Annotated in this window: 15 protein-coding genes; 4 read left to right on the forward strand and 11 right to left on the reverse strand. The window is 67.9% G+C overall.

Going from position 1 to position 15,249, the window contains the following annotated elements; all coding sequences use genetic code 11:
• Positions 1 to 24 precede the first annotated feature (24 nt).
• The 4 genes from ACQ3HB_RS03370 to ACQ3HB_RS03385 all read right to left on the reverse strand — a co-directional run bounded on the left by ACQ3HB_RS03370 (position 25) and on the right by ACQ3HB_RS03385 (position 4,999).
• Positions 25 to 198 (reverse strand): CsbD family protein, encoded by a 174-nt coding sequence (locus ACQ3HB_RS03370; RefSeq protein ID WP_430917712.1) that lies wholly within the window; start codon positions 196 to 198, stop codon positions 25 to 27.
• Between the two features lie 438 nt (positions 199 to 636).
• Positions 637 to 1,485: a hypothetical protein gene (locus ACQ3HB_RS03375; RefSeq protein WP_430917714.1), complete on the reverse strand. Its 849-nt coding sequence runs from the start codon at positions 1,483 to 1,485 to the stop codon at positions 637 to 639.
• Between the two features lie 53 nt (positions 1,486 to 1,538).
• Positions 1,539 to 2,327 (reverse strand): lysophospholipid acyltransferase family protein, encoded by a 789-nt coding sequence (locus ACQ3HB_RS03380; protein WP_430917715.1) that lies wholly within the window; start codon positions 2,325 to 2,327, stop codon positions 1,539 to 1,541.
• Between the two features lie 161 nt (positions 2,328 to 2,488).
• Entirely contained in the window at positions 2,489 to 4,999 is a 2,511-nt protein-coding gene (locus ACQ3HB_RS03385; protein ID WP_430917717.1) for a phosphoketolase family protein, read from the reverse strand.
• A 163-nt stretch (positions 5,000 to 5,162) separates the two neighbouring features.
• On the opposite strand from ACQ3HB_RS03385, the gene ACQ3HB_RS03390 reads away from it, so the two are divergent.
• On the forward strand, positions 5,163 to 5,876 hold the full coding sequence (locus ACQ3HB_RS03390) for a TetR/AcrR family transcriptional regulator (RefSeq protein WP_430917719.1): 714 nt from the start codon (positions 5,163 to 5,165) through the stop codon (positions 5,874 to 5,876).
• A gap of 58 nt (positions 5,877 to 5,934) precedes the next feature.
• Here ACQ3HB_RS03390 and ACQ3HB_RS03395 read toward each other — a convergent pair whose 3' ends face one another.
• Positions 5,935 to 7,005 carry a DUF1648 domain-containing protein gene (locus ACQ3HB_RS03395; protein WP_430917721.1) on the reverse strand — a complete coding sequence of 357 codons (1,071 nt, stop codon included), beginning with the start codon at positions 7,003 to 7,005 and terminating at the stop codon, positions 5,935 to 5,937.
• Positions 7,002 to 7,364: a GntR family transcriptional regulator gene (locus ACQ3HB_RS03400; RefSeq protein WP_430917723.1), complete on the reverse strand. Its 363-nt coding sequence runs from the start codon at positions 7,362 to 7,364 to the stop codon at positions 7,002 to 7,004. Before ACQ3HB_RS03400 ends, ACQ3HB_RS03395 begins: the two co-directional genes overlap by 4 nt.
• Positions 7,365 to 7,572: 208 nt before the next feature.
• On the opposite strand from ACQ3HB_RS03400, the gene ACQ3HB_RS03405 reads away from it, so the two are divergent.
• The gene (locus tag ACQ3HB_RS03405; protein WP_430917725.1) at positions 7,573 to 8,901 is read left to right on the forward strand and encodes a 3'-5' exonuclease; all 1,329 of its coding nucleotides are present in this window, start codon (positions 7,573 to 7,575) and stop codon (positions 8,899 to 8,901) included.
• A 153-nt stretch (positions 8,902 to 9,054) separates the two neighbouring features.
• Here ACQ3HB_RS03405 and ACQ3HB_RS03410 read toward each other — a convergent pair whose 3' ends face one another.
• Positions 9,055 to 9,951 carry an aldo/keto reductase gene (locus ACQ3HB_RS03410; protein WP_430917727.1) on the reverse strand — a complete coding sequence of 299 codons (897 nt, stop codon included), beginning with the start codon at positions 9,949 to 9,951 and terminating at the stop codon, positions 9,055 to 9,057.
• Between the two features lie 390 nt (positions 9,952 to 10,341).
• Complete coding sequence (locus tag ACQ3HB_RS03415) at positions 10,342 to 10,977, reverse strand: uracil-DNA glycosylase (protein WP_430917729.1); 636 nt, start codon at positions 10,975 to 10,977, stop codon at positions 10,342 to 10,344.
• A 210-nt stretch (positions 10,978 to 11,187) separates the two neighbouring features.
• On the opposite strand from ACQ3HB_RS03415, the gene ACQ3HB_RS03420 reads away from it, so the two are divergent.
• On the forward strand, positions 11,188 to 12,648 hold the full coding sequence (locus ACQ3HB_RS03420; RefSeq protein ID WP_430917731.1) for an MFS transporter: 1,461 nt from the start codon (positions 11,188 to 11,190) through the stop codon (positions 12,646 to 12,648).
• A 288-nt stretch (positions 12,649 to 12,936) separates the two neighbouring features.
• Here ACQ3HB_RS03420 and ACQ3HB_RS03425 read toward each other — a convergent pair whose 3' ends face one another.
• The 3 genes from ACQ3HB_RS03425 to ACQ3HB_RS03435 all read right to left on the reverse strand — a co-directional run bounded on the left by ACQ3HB_RS03425 (position 12,937) and on the right by ACQ3HB_RS03435 (position 14,728).
• Entirely contained in the window at positions 12,937 to 13,122 is a 186-nt protein-coding gene (locus ACQ3HB_RS03425) for a twin-arginine translocase TatA/TatE family subunit (RefSeq protein ID WP_430917732.1), read from the reverse strand.
• Between the two features lie 45 nt (positions 13,123 to 13,167).
• Positions 13,168 to 14,211 carry an intradiol ring-cleavage dioxygenase gene (locus ACQ3HB_RS03430; protein ID WP_430917734.1) on the reverse strand — a complete coding sequence of 348 codons (1,044 nt, stop codon included), beginning with the start codon at positions 14,209 to 14,211 and terminating at the stop codon, positions 13,168 to 13,170.
• Between the two features lie 82 nt (positions 14,212 to 14,293).
• Complete coding sequence (locus ACQ3HB_RS03435; protein ID WP_430917735.1) at positions 14,294 to 14,728, reverse strand: (deoxy)nucleoside triphosphate pyrophosphohydrolase; 435 nt, start codon at positions 14,726 to 14,728, stop codon at positions 14,294 to 14,296.
• A 286-nt stretch (positions 14,729 to 15,014) separates the two neighbouring features.
• Between ACQ3HB_RS03435 and ACQ3HB_RS03440 the strand changes: the two genes are divergently transcribed.
• On the forward strand, positions 15,015 to 15,249 hold a 235-nt coding region (locus tag ACQ3HB_RS03440), incomplete at its 3' end, for a DUF2510 domain-containing protein (protein WP_430917737.1).

The raw sequence follows: 15,249 nt of genomic DNA on the forward strand, positions 1-15,249 counted from the left end.
CGGCGGGGGCAACACGCGATTCGACTAGTCCTTGAAAGCGTCCTTGACGTTTTCGCCGGCCTTCTTGACGTCGGCCTTCGCCTGCTGCGCCTTACCCTCGGCGACCTTGCTGTCGTCGCCGGTGGCCTTGCCGAATGCTTCCTTCGCCTTGCCGCCGAGGTCTTCGGCAGCGTTCTGGATCTTGTCCGATGCACTCATGTCGTGCCTCCTTCGTGTCCGGGATGTCCGGTCTACTGATGAGACGGAACGCGAGAGCGATTCGTCACGATGTGTTCCGAAATTCTTTTCCGGAGCCATCGGAAACGACGGTACTCGCCGCAGTGCCGCGGGTCACTTCGAGGGGTGGGGGTTGACATCCGGCCGATCAGGGCGATATTCGTATGGGGCGTGCCCGGGTGTGATGAGGGGTGCTGTCCCCGATGCCGGAACCTTCGGACAGGGCCAAGCTGAGTGCTGTTGGTGTACCGCCCGAAACACCGGGCGCGATCGCGAACCGCCCCATCACCCGACGAAGCACGGAACTCGCATCCCAGTTGCGGGCGTCCGGGCTTCGGATGCGGCGGCCACCCGCCGTGATCGCGCCCGAGTGTGCGGGCCTGTGAAGCGATTCGCCTGAGGGCGACTGAACGACTCGGTTCAGGGCAAGCGGTATGCGTCGCCGTCAGCGATGATGGGGCCCTGCGAGACGGCGGCCGTCAGTGCGAGCTCGAGCCAGCGGCGAGGCGATTCTCCGAGCCGGCCGTAGCCGAGGACATCGGCCGTCTCCCGGACGAGCGCGTCACGATCGCGGGGGCCGGACTGCAGGACGAGGCGCATCGCGTTCCCGATCTCGGCGGGGCTGATCTCGGTGACCTCACGGTCCTCACGGGACGCCGTTCGCCGCACCTCCGACCACGTCTCGGGTGTGACGCCAGACGGCCAGACGAAGCCGTCGACGACCGGGAAAGCGGCTGTGACCAGGGTCGTCAAGTCCTGACGACGGGTGTCGCCGATGCGGCTGTACCCGAGCCGTCGCGCAACCGTCGACACGAGACGGAGGAGCGGGATCGGGCCCTCCGTGGCGAGGACGGCCGTCGCGATGCGGGCCACGAGCGGGGCCGCAGAGGCCGGGTCGTCGAGCGTCGACTGCGCCGCCACGATGCCGTCATCGGCGACGATGAAGTCGGTCACGACGATGGTGGGTGCGGGTCCGGGTGCAGTTGCGGAGTCCGGCGTCGGCATCGGAGTCGGCGTGCGGTCCGTGGTCGACGGCTCGGCAGCATCCGACGGAACCGATTTCACATCGCTCGTCGCTGCGATCGATTTCTCAGCGACGAGCGGCGCGGCGGGCTCCACGGGAGCCGCTGGCGGAGTCGCCTCGACGGCCGTTGCTGTGGCCGGAACAGCCTCAGGATTCGCCTCGACGGCGGGCCCAGTCGCAACGGCCGGCCGTTTCCGCTGCAGCCATCGAGGCAGCCACCAGTGCCGTTTCGTGGTGCTGGGCATGCGACTCCTCAGTGTGCGTGGGACTCACACAGACTAGTCGTCTCCCGCTCCGATCAGCGGGCGGCGGAACGCGCGGCGAGGGCCTTCGCCTCGCGGCGGCGGTCGCGTTCGAGGTCGGCCGCAGCGGCCTCCTCCGGCGTCGGCGCCGTTCCGCCCAGGTGCCGCGGCTGCCACCACTTGCCGGTCCCATCGACCGGGTAGGAGGTCTGCAGCTCGTCGACCATCGTCTGCATCCGCGCCCGCAGCTCGAGCGTCTTCTCGGCGATGTCATCGTTCGCGGTGACCGTCATCGGCTCGCCGAATGCGAAGTGCACGGGGACGCCGAACCGCTCGCGGAAACCGACCTTGTGATTCTTCGTCATGAGCCGCTGGCCGCCCCACACGGCGACGGGGATGATCGGCACGTTGGCTTCCGACGCGAGGCGGACGGCGCCGGACTTGAGGTCACGGACGGTGAACGATGCGCTCACGCCGGCCTCGGGGAAGACGCCGATCAGTTCACCGCTGCGGAGAGCGGCGATGGCGTTCGCGTACGCGGCGGCTCCAGCTTTCATGTCGACCGAGATGTGGTGCATGCCTCGCAACAGCCAGCCGACGACGGGCTTGTCGAACGCCCCCTTCTTCGCCATGAAGCGGATGCGTCGCTTGTTGTGAAGGACGGTCGCCCACTCGACGAGGGCGAACTCCAGATAGCCGAAGTGCGTCATCGCGATGACCGCTCCACCCGTGTCCGGGATGTGCTCCAGGCCGGTCGCGTGGCGTTTGAGTCTCCACGCCCCGAACAGCGCACGTCCTGCGCCGACGGCCGTGCTGTAGATGGGTTCGATGGGGCGTCGCTTCATCACCCAACAGTAGGTGGGTTGCCTGTGCATCGACCGGGTGGTGGTGTTCACAACTCAGGAGCGTTCCGGCGTGTCGCGGCCGGCGCGCCGAGGCGCCGGCCGGACACGCCGAGGGCCTCCTGAGTTGTGAACAGAGCCCGCACGCCAGCGACGGGAGCGCGTCACCCGTTGTCGTCGCCCGTCGCATCTGTTCGCGCCTCGCCGACGACGAACGGCAGCCCGAGGACGCCAGACACGTCGGCCGGGTCCTCGCCGTGTTCACGGGTATATGCCCGATGGCGCATACGTTCGTCGTCCATGCGCTGCGAGAGCGCGCCGTACCGCGCTTCGAGACCGGGAACGCGATGGATGACATCCATCACGAGCCGGAACCGGTCGAGGTCATTGAGCATGAGCATGTCGAACGGGGTTGTCGTCGTACCGCGCTCCTTGAAACCGCGCACATGCAGGTTCGCGTGGCCGGCTCTGCGATACGTGAGCTGGTGGATGAGCGACGGGTAGCCGTGGAATGCGAACACCACCGGCTTGTCGCGCGTGAAGACGCCGTCGAACGCTTCGTGGGTGAGTCCGTGCGGGTGCTCGGTGCTGTCCTGCAGGCGCATGAGGTCGACGACGTTCACGAAACGCACCCGGAGGTCCGGAAGTTCGCGCTTCAGGATCTGGGCTGCCGCCATCGCCTCGATCGTCGGGATGTCGCCGGCGCAGGCGAGGACGACGTCCGGCTCCTCTCCTGCGACCTCGGTGCCGGCCCAGTCCCAGATCCCGAGCCCGCGGGCGCCATGCTCGCGTGCTTCCTCCAAGCTCAGGAGCGACGGTCCGGGCTGCTTCCCCGCCACGATGACGTTCACGTAGTCGCGCGTCCGCAGGCAGTGCTCGGCGGTGACGAGGAGGGTGTTCGCGTCCGGCGGCAGGTACACGCGGACAACACTCGACTGTTTGTTGACGACATGGTTCAGGAATCCGGGGTCCTGATGCGAGAAGCCGTTGTGATCCTGCCGCCACACGTGCGACGACAGGAGGTACGTGAACGATGCGATGGGCCTGCGCCAATCCACCTCCGCCGCCGATTCCAACCACTTCGCGTACTGGTTGAACATCGAATCGACGATGTGGATGAAGGCTTCGTAGGAGGTGAAGAGGCCGTGTCGGCCGGTCAGCAGGTAGCCCTCGAGGAGACCCTGCGCGAGGTTCTCGTTGAGGATTTCGATGACGCGGCCCTCGTGCGCGAGGTGCTCGTCGGTGGGGAGGACTTCGCCCTGCCAGGCCTTCGCGGTCACTTCGTAGACGTCGTCGAGGCGATTCGATGCGACCTCGTCCGGGCCGAACAGCCGGAAGCTCTCCGGGTTCGCGGCCATCACATCGCGCAACCACCCGCCGAGGAGCCGCGTCGGTTCCGCGATGGTTCCCCGCTGCAGCTCGACGTCGACGGCGTGAGGCGCCAGGCCCGGAAGTCGCAGGGCTCGCAGCAGCAGGCCGCCGTTCGCGTTCGGGTTGTCGCTCATCCGCCGAATGCCCGAGGGACGGTTCGCCGCGAGGAATTCGGCGGGTGCACCATCGGCGTCGAACAGCTCGCCGGGCCGATAGGACTCGAGCCACCCCTGCAGCTGTTCGAGGTGCTCGGGGTTGTCGCGGACGCCGGAAAGCGGCACCTGGTGGGCACGCCAGGTGTTCTCGACCGGAAGCCCGTCGACCTCCCGCGGACCGGTCCACCCCTTCGGCGTGCGGAGGATGAGCATGGGCCAGGCGGGGCGATCGAGGTTGCCCTCGTCGCGCGCCTGGCACTGCAGGAAGTCGAGGTCGTCGAGCGCGGTGTCGAGTGCTTCGGCGAACCGAGCGTGCACGAGCATCGGATCCTCGCCGTCGTACCCGCCCGCGACGATGCGCGGCGAGTAGCCGTAGCCGCGGAAGAGTTCGAGCAACTCCTCCTCGGGGATGCGGGCGAGGAGGGTCGGGTTGGCGATCTTGTACCCGTTGAGGTTCAGGATCGGCAGCACCGCGCCATCGGTCGCCGGATTCAGGAACTTGTTCAGGTGCCAGCTCGATGCGAGGGTGCCGGTCTCCGCTTCGCCGTCTCCGATGACGCACGCGACGAGGAGATCCGGGTTGTCGAGCGCGGCCCCGTACGCGTGCACGAGGGAGTAGCCGAGCTCTCCGCCCTCGTTGATGCTGCCTGGCGTCTCCGGCGCAGCGTGCGAGGGGATGCCGCCCGGGAACGAGAACTGGCGGAAGAGGCGCTGCATGCCGTCGCGGTCCGGGGTGATGTCGGAGAACAGCTCGGAGTAGGTGCCGTCGAGCCAGGCGTTGGCGACGACCCCCGGACCGCCGTGACCGGGGCCGGCGATGTAGATGGTGTCGAGGTCGCGCTCGATGATCGCGCGGTTGAGGTGCGCCCAGACGAGGTTGAGCGCGGGTGTGGTTCCCCAGTGGCCGAGTAGCCGCGGCTTGATGTCCGCAGGCGTCAGGCGGTGTTCGAGGAGCGGATCGTCGAGCAGGTAAATCTGACCGACAGAGAGGTAGTTGGCCGCCCGCCACCAGGCATCGACCACGGTGAGATCCGGTGGAGAACTCGATGCTGCGGCCGTGTCTGCGATGCGGCCTGGGGTCTGGTCTGCGGTTCGGTCTGCGGTTCGGTTGGTCGCGGTTGGAAGGGCACGTGCGTCTGCGTCTGCCATGGCGTCAGCCTACGGAGCGTTGACCGCTCTGGCCAGGGCCTTGCGCTCCTGTCGAGGTGTCGGGCAGGAGAAGGTTCGGTGGCTGTCGTGCGTGGCTGTGCTGCGTGGCCTTGCGGGAACGGACAGGTCGAGCGTCACCCGGCTCCGGCGCTAGAGTCGCAGGATGAGCGGCACGGGTAGGACGAGCACAGCGGGGTCGACCGCGGACGCAGGCGGCCCGATGGGCACGTCGGCAACGGGCGGTCCGGCAACGGGCGGTCCGGCCACGAGCACCCCGGCCGTGGGGAAGCCGCGCGGCAGCTACGCGAAGACAGCCGCCCGCCGACAGGACATCCTCGAGGCCGGCATCGACGTCTTCGCCGAGCACGGTTTCCGCAGCGGCTCGATCCGCGAGATCGCCGCGCGGGTCGGCATGAGCCAGGCGGGGCTGCTGCACCACTTCGCGAACAAGAACGAGCTCCTCGCCGCCGTCCTCGCCTTCCGCGATGAACGGGACCGCGTGAACGCCGGCGTGGAACTCGACGCCGGCATCGAGACGATCCGCGGACTCGTGCGTCTGGTGGAGTACAACGCCCGCGTACCCGGTCTCGTCGAGCTCCACTGCGTGCTGTCGGCCGAGGCGACATCGGTGGAACATCCCGCCCACGAGCATTTCGTGCAGCGCTACGAGTGGATGTTCAGCGGCATCTCGAACGCGTTCCGTGCGATGCGCGATGCCGGACAGCTCGCTGACGGCGTGGACCCCGACGGCAGCGCTCGTGCCGTCATCGCACTCATGGACGGCCTGCAGCTGCAGTGGTTGCTGCGTCGGGACGCGCTCGACATGGCCGCGGAGACGCGACGCTACCTGCGCCCGCTCCTCACCGTGGAGTTGTAGGGAAGTAGGAGGCGCGGGCCCGGATGTCCCGGTTCCGCACTCACGGTCCGCACAGGCGTCACCCGTTGCCGAGCGCCTGCCGGTCGCGGAGGGCGACGAGCAGTCCGGCCGCGGTGCGCGCATCGTTCGTCGACACCGCGAACAGGTTGCCGTTCGTCCGCGTCACGACGAGGCCCTCGCCACCGCGAACGATGACCGCGCTCCGACCCGGCATGAACCGGTAGCCCCAGCCGCCCCACTGCATCGGCACGAGCTGATCCGCCTCCACGGACTCGATCTCGTCGAGCGGAATGTGCTTGACACGCAGGCCGAGCGTGCCCGAGAGCACCCGCAGCCCACGACGGTCGACCGTGACCCGGACCCGGACGAACGCGAGTGCGAGCAGCGCGATGAGCAAGGTGAACGCGATGCCGGCGATCGCGCCGAACCCGTCCTGGGAGAGGAACAGTGGGACGAGCAGGACGCAGACGACCGCGACGAGGAGCAACAGCATCACCATGAACACTGCGCCGTTCGTCGCTCGGCTCCAAGCGCCGGTCTCGTCCGCTCCGAGGTGGAGGGGCGTCGCGGCTTCACGTGTCTGTCCGGACTTCGGCGCTCGCGGCTGCAGGAAGTACGGGATCAGGCCCCACAGCGAGGCTGCAAGCGGCAGGAAGAGCCACGGGCCGAGCGCGGCGGCGGTCGGATCGCCGTCCGCACCCAAGGTCAGCGCTGCGGCGAGCAACCAGCTGACGGCTCCGATGCCGGCGGCGAGACCCGTGAAGAAGAGCGTGCCTCGGCGGTAGATCGGTCGGACGACGGGCAGCACCGCGACGAGTGTGCCGACGAGTGCCGCGACCCCTGCGACGATGATCGAGCCGACGAACACCGCCGTCGTTCCGCCGAATCCGTCTGGGGCTCCGTCGCCGGACCAGTGCATCGGCAAGGTGTCCGGGAGGGCGTCTGACCAAGCCACCCAGCCGATCAGGAGTGCGATGGATGGCACCCAGAGAGCCACGAGGGCGAGGATGCGCCTCGGCAGCTGTGCCGACGTGGGAGTGCCTGGAGCCGCCGCGCTCTCGGCTCCATGCGCGTCGCTGTCGGAGCCGCCGTCCATCCGGCGGTCGTCGTTCTGGTCGGGTGTGCTCATGATGCTCCGATCAGGTGCAGGATCTCGGCTTTCGAGAGTCCGATCTTGTTCGCTTCGGCGACGAAGCGGTCGGCGAGTTCCGCGACGCGAAGGCGCGCCGCCGCGGCATCGGCATCGATCGCATCGGCACGGACCCAGGCCCCGCGCCCCTGCCGCATGTCGATGATGTGTGCGTCGCGCAGGGTGCCGTAGGCCCGCAGGACGGTGTGCATGTTGATGTCGAGCGCGGTCGCCAGGTCGCGCGCAGGGGGAAGCCGCTCCCCCGGTTGCAGGGTGCCGTCGGCGATCGCCGCGCGAACCTGCTCGACGATCTGGGTCGACAGCGAGACGGACGAGCCGTGATCGATGCGGAACAACATGTTCTATAAGTTACTAGAACAATCCAGAAGATGCCAGCTTGCCGGGCGCATCGGTCTGATTCGCATCGCGTGTGTGCGTCCGGTGTCCCACAACCGTCCATCAGTGATCCGTCGGCTCGGCAGCGCGACCCCCATCCGAGGGCCGGGTAGTTTGGATGGCGGAACGGCCGCGCCCCACCACGCGGCTCGCCAGGCAAGGAGCACACACATGCCCGATCACGGGTTCGCGGTCATCGATTTCGAGACCACGGGGTTCGCTCCGGAATACCATCACCGGGTGGTCGAAGTCGCCGTCGTGCACGTCGGGCCGACCGGCGAGATCGAGGGCCGGTGGGAGACCGTCGTCAACCCGGAACGTGACCTCGGCCCGGTCCACATCCACGGCATCCGTGGTCGTGATGCGATGCGTGCACCGCTCTTCCGCGACATCGCTCCCCAGCTCACCGCCCTTCTGGCCGGTCGTGTCGTCGTCGCGCACAACGCACAGTTCGAGGAGCGGTTCCTGCGCGCCGAGCTGCAGCGCATCGGCGTCGTCTCCCCCGTCGAGCAGGGCGGTGCGCTGTGCACGATGCAGCTCGCACGCGAATTCCTGCCGGGAGCAGGTCGATCCCTCGCCGACTGCTGCGCGGCCTACGACATCGAGCTCGAGAACGCGCACGAGGCAGTCGTCGACGCCGAAGCGACCGCACGACTGCTCGGCGCCTACCTCGCCGACAACCGCACGCACGAGACATGGGCGCGGTACGACCGCATCGCCTCCCTCCAGACGTGGCCGACGGTGCCTGTGGTGCCGGTGTCGCCGGTGGCGACGACGGTGACAGCGTCCTCGTCCGGGCTCGCTTCCGCGTCCGGCTCGACCTCTGCGGTGAGCCGGCCGGTCGAGTGGATGGCGCGGACCCGCGACGCCGAGGTCCAGCCGACGTTCCTCCAGCGCACGATGGCGGCGCTCCCCGAGGTGCCCGACGAATCCCCTCGCGCCCAGGCGCACGCCGTCTACCTCGGGCAACTCGACGACGCCCTCGTCGACGGACTGTTGACGATCGAGGAGGCGGACAGTCTGCACGCCCGTGCCGTCGGTCTCGGCATCGGGGAACGCGTCCGTCGTCGGTTGCACGAACGCTACTTCGGCGATCTCGCCGCGGTCGCCTGGGCCGATGGCGAACTGAGCGAGACGGAGATCGCAGAACTCGCTCACGTCGCGCTGGTCCTCGACCTCGACGACGCGAGCGTCACGTCCGCGTTGAGCGCTCCGCCCGAGGTCGTCGTCGAGGCGCCAGCGCCGCCGACGTTTGCCCTGAACCGTGGGGACCAGGTGGTCCTCACCGGTCAGCTGACGTACCCGCGTTCGCACTACGAGGATCTCCTGCTCTCGCGTGACGTGATCCCGTGGAACGGCATCACCAAGAAGGTTCGGCTGCTCGTGGCGGCAGACGTCGACAGCCTCTCCGGTAAAGCGCGGAAGGCCCGCCAGTACGGCATCCCGATCGTCGATGAGGACCAGCTGCTGCGTCTGATCGCGGGTATGCCGCGCACGTGAACCGGTGCGGCGACCGGCCTGGTGCGCGTGCTGTTGCTGCCACCTCCCGCCTCCTCTGTGTGTTCACAACTCAGGAGCGTCCCGGCGTGTCGGTGGCGTGCGCCGGCGTGTCGCGGGCGACACGCCGCAGCCCTCCTGAGTTGTGAACAGGCCTCAGCGCGGGGTGGCCGCGACGAGGGCGGCGGTGAGGGTGTCGATGTCGGATGGCACGAGTTCGAGCGATGCCGCGGCGGCGGTCGCGCGGACCGTCGACGGCCGCGTGGCACCGCTGACCGGCACGAGGCCGGGTCCACGTGCGAGCAGCCACGCCATCACGAGCTGCTGAGCAGTCGTATCGGTGCGCGTGAGAATCTCCGCGATGTCTGGACGAACCGAGAATGCGGCCCAGTCGGCGACGAGTCCGAGCGGCGAGTATCCCAGGTAGCCGATGCCGTTCGCCTGCGTGTGCGCGAGCATCGCATCCTCGTCGCCGCCGAGGAGGTACCGATTCTGGACTGCGCTGATGCGGGCGATGCCGGACGCGCGCTGTAGCTGGTCGATCGTGACGTTGGAGAGCCCGATGCGACGGACGAGTCCGGCCTCCTGCAGCTCGCGGAGCGCGCCAACGCTGTCCTCGATCGGGACCGCCGGATCAGGCCAGTGGAGCAGGTAGAGGTCGATGCGGTCGACACCGAGCGCGTCGAGGCTGCCGCGGCAGTGCTCGTGGATCGCTTCGGGGCGCCCGTCGATCGGGATCCCACCGTCTGCAGTGCGGAAGTGGCCGCCCTTGGTGACGAGCGTGACCTCATCGAGCACCCCGAGTCGACGAAGCGCGTCGGCGACGAAGCGCTCCCCCGAATGCGGTTCGCCGGCCCAGGAGTACGCGAGGGCCGTGTCGAACAGTGTGAATCCGGACTCGATGGCGGCACGCAAGGATGCTTCGCGACCTGCATCGTCCATGCCCTCGGTGAAGACGAGACCGGCTGTGCCGTAGGCGATCGGAGCGACGTCGAGATCGTCGATGCGGCGGACACCGGGGGCGCTGGCGGGGGACATCGCTGTCTGATCCATCCGATGAGCCTACCGAGCACGAAGCGTGACTGCCCGTGCGGGTGCGGAGAGGAGCGGAAGCATCGGGTTCGGTGCGGATCCGATGGATCGAGCAGCCGTTCAGATCACGAGGGCGTTGTGCTCGCGGAGGCCGGAATCGCTGCGAATCTCGGGAAGACACCACTCGACTGCGTTTCTGATGTTTCACGTGAAACGTGCACCGGTGAATCGCGGTGCTGGTGCTGGCGATGTTGGTGGCGCGGAGAGCGGATCGTGCGGAGAGGCGTGGTGAGGCCGGGCGTGCGGTGTAGCGGCAGTGCAGGTGAAGCAGGTGATGCTGTTAGAGCGGTACCCCGCGAGGTGTCGGGCCCGGCCCGACGTTCTCGCCCGGCCCGACACCCAACGTGGGTGTTAGCCGGCGACCTGCTTGGCGCGAGCGAAGGTGCGTTCGATCTCGTCGCGTCGGCCGGGCTGCTTGAGCGCGAGCGGGGACGGGTGCGGTGCGTTGAACGCGCTGTACGTGTTCCCGAGGAACGGCTCGACGTGCTTCCACCAGCCCTCTTGTGCGTGCGGTCCGCAGAGGACGACGACGCGGAGCTTGCGGAGGATCGGCAGCAGGCCCCGGAGTTCCATGGCGCCCTGGGCGAGCTCGGCCGCGTTGGGCTTCTTGCGTCCAGGGGCGAGGTACCACGGCACGATGTTCCACACGACGACGTGCTCGAGACCGAGGTCGTTGCGGAGGTTCCAGAGGTTCTCTGCGGTGGGGTCATCGTTGTCGACCGACGCGAAGCCGGAGCCGGGGCGCTCGGCGCTGTCCGGGACGAGCGTGCCGGGGGCGTCGAGGAGGATCATCGTCTTGGCTTCGACGGCTGCATCAGCCGGGTCGAAGTTGGGCAGGAGGAGGTCGGTCTGGCGTCCGATCCGACGGGCGATCATGCTGTCCGTCCACTCGCGGAGGGGCTGAGTTGCAGCCGATTCCTCGAGCATCGCTTGTCGTTCGGCCAGTGCCTCGGGGTTTCGCAGCCCGCGCGGGCCTTCCATGTACATATCTTGAGGGTATCGCGGCATGGGGCCGCGCTTGTCAATCCGGGCGTGTTGGCTCGTTTTCCGGCGGAATCGTGCGTGATGGGGGTGCGATCGACGCCTGATCCGCGCGTCATTCGGCTGGTGGCAGGCCCGCTCGTGCGCCCGTACCGATGACATCGCGATGGTGCAAGGCCTGTCTGCGTGACGAGGCCCAGGCATAGGCTGGCGGCGATGACTGACGAGATCGCATCCGCCAACCACTCGACCAGGTGGAGGACTTTCGCGGTGTGCGTCGCCGTCGCAGCCCTCACGATTCTTGATCTGTCGAAGGTCAACGTGGGTCTGCCGTCGATCGAGAAGGCTCTCGATGCGGGGCCGACGGCGTTGCAGCTGATCGTCGCCGGGTACGCCCTCGCGTTCGGACTCGTGCTCGTACCAGCCGGTCGATACGGCGACCTGCACTCGCGTCGTCGGATGTTCCTCATCGGCCTCAGCGTCTTCGGCGCGGCCAGTCTCGTGTGTGCGGTCGCGCCGAGCGTCGCGGTCCTCGTCGGCGGTCGCATCCTGCAGGGCATCGCCGCCGGCCTCCTCATGCCGCAGGTGCTCGGGCTGATCCAGCAACTGTTCGTCGGGCCGGAGCGGGGCCGTGCGTTCGGTCTCTTCGGTGCGATCATCGGTCTCTCCACGGCGTTCGGGCCGACCCTCGGCGGTCTCCTCATCGCGATCGGCGGCCCGGAGACCGGGTGGACGCTCCTCTTCTGGATGAACGTCCCGCTCGCCGCCATCCTGCTGCCGATCGCCGCGCGCCTGCTCCCGAAGCAGCAACCGCACAAGGGCGGCGGGTCGCTCGATCCCATCGGCATCGTCCTCCTCGGTCTCGCGGTCCTGTCCCTCATGGTGCCGTTCGTGCTGACGACGGGTTCGCCGAGCGACAATCCGGCGCGATGGTGGCTGCTCGTCCTCTTCGGCGTCTTCGCCGCCCTGTTCGCGATGTGGGAGGGGCGTTATCTGCGGAACGGCAGGACGCCGGTCGTCGACTTCTCGCTGTTCCAGACGAACAGCTATCGCAACGGCATCCTTATCAGTACGAGCTACTTCGCGGCGATGCCGGCGACGTTCCTGACGCTCACGCTCTTCGTGCAGCAGGGATTGGGTCTCGAGCCGGTGTTCGCGGGCATGATCACGATCCCGTTCGCGCTCGCTTCAGCGGTGAGCTCGTTCCTGAGCGGGCGCGTCGTGGATCGGATCGGGCGGCCGCTCGTGGTCGGCGGGTTGGTCCTCGTCGTCATCGGGTTCGCGACGAACTCGCTCCTCGCGTTCGTGACTCCGCCAGAGGTGACGCCGTTCGCGATGGCCGGGGCGATGCTCGTGGCCGGCATCGGCGGCGGTGCCGTGATCTCGCCGAACCAGACGTTGACGTTGGCCGATGTTCCGGTGGAGTCGGGAGGTGTCGCCGGTTCGATCGGGCAGCTGGGTCAGCGCATCGGAACGGCCGTCGGTCTCGCTGCGGCGACTGCCACGTTCTACGCGACCGTCTACTCGGAACGGACGTCCGCCTCGGGCTCCCCGGACCTCGCGGTCTATCACGACGCCTACCGCAACAGCACGTTCGTCACGATCGGCTTCGTAGCGTTGGCGCTCGTCTTCGCCCTCCTGGATGCGCGTGCCCGCAAGGTCGCTGCGCGCGTCTAGCTCCTTCGGTCCCTGAGCCTGTCGAAGGGCCCTCAACCGCGTCCGTGTCCCGGTCCCTGAGCCTGTCGAAGGGCACTTCCCACTTCCCACAGAGTTCTCCACACGCTTGTGGACAACCCTGTTGGCACAGTGTGTATAACCCTGTGGACAACTGTGGATAACTCTGTGAACAATGGGCCTGGATCCCAGTCCCCGCAACGATCTGAGCCTGTTAACATCCCTGTGGAGAGCGCATGCCGAAATCCCACAGGTCACGACGCTGCGGTGATGCATTGGTGCTTCTGGGATTCACCTCTTCTGCGGATCACCGGCCGGATCGTCCCGTGCCCGCGATGGCAATTCCTCCTTGAGGATGCGCATCGATTGTCCGATGCTGCGCGCGAGCGACGGGAGTTTTCGGGCGCCGAAGAGGAGCACGACGACGCCGACGATGATGAGGGCGTGCCAGCCGGTGAGGTTGCTGAGGAGTCCCATGATCGGTTCGTTCCTTTCGTTCGGTATGCGTGGGTGTGGGCCGTGCTACACGCCGATGGTGAGCGCCGCGGTGTACCCGGATGCGACCGACCCGGACATCGTGGCGATCTGGCGGATGCCGCCGTCGTCGCCGAAGACCATGTCCTTGGTGAGGCTCGTCTGGGCGAGGTTGCGGACGCTCTGTTCGTAGCCCGTCGTCGCGTAGACGAGGTCGCACGCTTCCTTCGGGAGGGCGATCTGCGACGTCTTGACGATGGGTCCGGAGGCGACGGCGGTCGCGACGTCGGAGTACACCTCGAAGTGGATGTGCGGCCAGCGGCCTGAGTAGGCGGCGGGGAAGATCGAGGTGAAGGTGACGAGGCCGTTGGCGTCGACCTGTTGGACGCCGCGGAGGTAGTTCTCGTTCTTCGCGGAGCCTTGGCCGTACAGCGAGTACTCGCCATCGCGGTCGCAGTGCCACAGGTAGACGGCGGCGCCGGCGAGGGCGTTGCCGGTGGATGCGTCGCGGACGCCGAGCTGAATGGTGAGCGGCACGCCCTCGGCCGTTGTGGTCGTCGATCCGAAGCTGGAGCGGATGTCGGTGCGGACGATGCCGGAGTCGTCGAGCACGTCGACTCCGTTCGATCCGTCGGCCGGGTACGGACCCGCGGTCTCGTCGGGGACCTCGGTGACGGGGCCGCTGGCGTCTGCGGTCGTGCTCGGGTTCGCGGACGGTGTTGCACTCGCCGTGCCCCCTGTGGTTGCTGTCGGGATGCTTGACGCCGTGGGGCTCGAGCAGGCGGCGAGCAGGGTCGCTCCAGCGATCCCGCCGAACAGCCCGAAGATGCGGCGGCGGTCGATGAGCGTCCGGATGTCGTAGACGAGACCGCGATCGTCCTCGTCGATGACGTTGCCGGCCTCGTCGCGCCAGCGTGCGTCAGTGAGGTCTGTGAGGTCAGCCGGGTCTGTCAGGCCTGCCGGGCCTGTCGAGTTCTCGGGGTTCGTCGCTGTGTTCGCTGCCGTTCCCGTTGGAGTCGTTGCGCCGTCGGCGGTGTGGGGCTTCGTGCCGATGTCAGTGCTGCCGTCGGTGGTGCGCGTGCGGTCGTTCATGGGGAGCTCCTTTCGCTGGTGTGCGTTGGAGCTAGTGCACCAGTGCCCCCTCGCCGGGGCCTTGGTGCTTCCTATGCCGTTCCTATGCGTCCTGTGGGCGTTCGCTGGGCGCGGTTCCTCTGTAGGGTCGTCCGGACGTGAGGCGCTTGACGAGCGGCAGGTCCGGGTTCGCCCAGTCGAGGGCAGGGAGCTCACCGGGTGCGAGCCAGCGCAGCTCGTCATGGTCGGTGCTTGTCGTCGGAGCCGGACCGACGAGTGTGGCCGAATAGCACGCGAGATCGATGGCCACATCACCCATGACGGTCGTCGAGCGGTCCAGGAGCTCTCCGACGCGAATGTCCACATCGAGCTCCTCGCGGATCTCGCGCACCAGCGCATCGGCCGGGCTCTCCCCTGGCTCGACCTTGCCGCCGGGGAACTCCCACTTGCCGCCGGAGGACCGATCCGGCGCACGACGGCAGGCGAGCACGGTATCGCCGACTGCGATCACGGCCGCGACGACTTCGAGTGTGCGCATCGGTAACGGCTCCCTGTTCTGATCGATCCAGCTCGATTTCCCAGTGTTCCATGAAGCATCGGACGTTGCCCGGGCGACATCCGCGCGATGCCGTGGCCGTCATGTCCCCAAGTCGGTCGACTCATCTGGTAGACATCAATCACACCGGAAGCCAGCGTGCGCTTCCGTGCCTCGCCGATCTGCCCGCCTGGAGCGCATCGACGAGGACGGTTTGTAGGGGACTACCGATCACGCCGTGTCGAGCACACCTCGCCCGCATTGAGCGCGCGGAATCCATGGAGTCACAATGTCGTCAGAGCAACCGCAAGCCGTGCCGGCCAATTGGTACCCGAATCCAGAGAACGTGGCCCAGCTGCGCTACTGGGACGGGAAGGCTTGGACCGCCCATACGGCACCCGCCCAGCCGCAGCAGCAGTCCCCGGTGGGGGCCGGCGATGCGCCGCAAGCGCCAGTCAGTGAACGCCGCGCGGCACGGGCAGCTGCGGAAGCGGCTGAGGCGGCCGCGGCAGCCCGCGCGGCGC

This window comes from Plantibacter lichenum (assembly GCF_050587525.1).
Classification (GTDB): Bacteria; Actinomycetota; Actinomycetes; order Actinomycetales; family Microbacteriaceae; genus Plantibacter.

Excerpts from the sequence above, each read along its gene's own strand:
- ACQ3HB_RS03435 (WP_430917735.1), bottom strand. The coding sequence starts at position 14,728 with ATGCGCACACTCGAAGTCGTCGCGGCCGTGATCGCAGTCGGCGATACC.
- ACQ3HB_RS03410 (WP_430917727.1), bottom strand. The coding sequence starts at position 9,951 with ATGGATCAGACAGCGATGTCCCCCGCCAGCGCCCCCGGTGTCCGCCGC.
- ACQ3HB_RS03390 (WP_430917719.1), top strand. The coding sequence starts at position 5,163 with ATGAGCGGCACGGGTAGGACGAGCACAGCGGGGTCGACCGCGGACGCA.
- ACQ3HB_RS03430 (WP_430917734.1), bottom strand. The coding sequence starts at position 14,211 with ATGAACGACCGCACGCGCACCACCGACGGCAGCACTGACATCGGCACG.
- ACQ3HB_RS03380 (WP_430917715.1), bottom strand. The coding sequence starts at position 2,327 with ATGAAGCGACGCCCCATCGAACCCATCTACAGCACGGCCGTCGGCGCA.
- ACQ3HB_RS03400 (WP_430917723.1), bottom strand. The coding sequence starts at position 7,364 with ATGTTGTTCCGCATCGATCACGGCTCGTCCGTCTCGCTGTCGACCCAG.
- ACQ3HB_RS03415 (WP_430917729.1), bottom strand. The coding sequence starts at position 10,977 with ATGTACATGGAAGGCCCGCGCGGGCTGCGAAACCCCGAGGCACTGGCC.
- ACQ3HB_RS03385 (WP_430917717.1), bottom strand. The coding sequence starts at position 4,999 with ATGGCAGACGCAGACGCACGTGCCCTTCCAACCGCGACCAACCGAACC.
- ACQ3HB_RS03375 (WP_430917714.1), bottom strand. The coding sequence starts at position 1,485 with ATGCCCAGCACCACGAAACGGCACTGGTGGCTGCCTCGATGGCTGCAG.
- ACQ3HB_RS03370 (WP_430917712.1), bottom strand. The coding sequence starts at position 198 with ATGAGTGCATCGGACAAGATCCAGAACGCTGCCGAAGACCTCGGCGGC.
- ACQ3HB_RS03425 (WP_430917732.1), bottom strand. The coding sequence starts at position 13,122 with ATGGGACTCCTCAGCAACCTCACCGGCTGGCACGCCCTCATCATCGTC.
- ACQ3HB_RS03405 (WP_430917725.1), top strand. The coding sequence starts at position 7,573 with ATGCCCGATCACGGGTTCGCGGTCATCGATTTCGAGACCACGGGGTTC.
- ACQ3HB_RS03420 (WP_430917731.1), top strand. The coding sequence starts at position 11,188 with ATGACTGACGAGATCGCATCCGCCAACCACTCGACCAGGTGGAGGACT.
- ACQ3HB_RS03395 (WP_430917721.1), bottom strand. The coding sequence starts at position 7,005 with ATGAGCACACCCGACCAGAACGACGACCGCCGGATGGACGGCGGCTCC.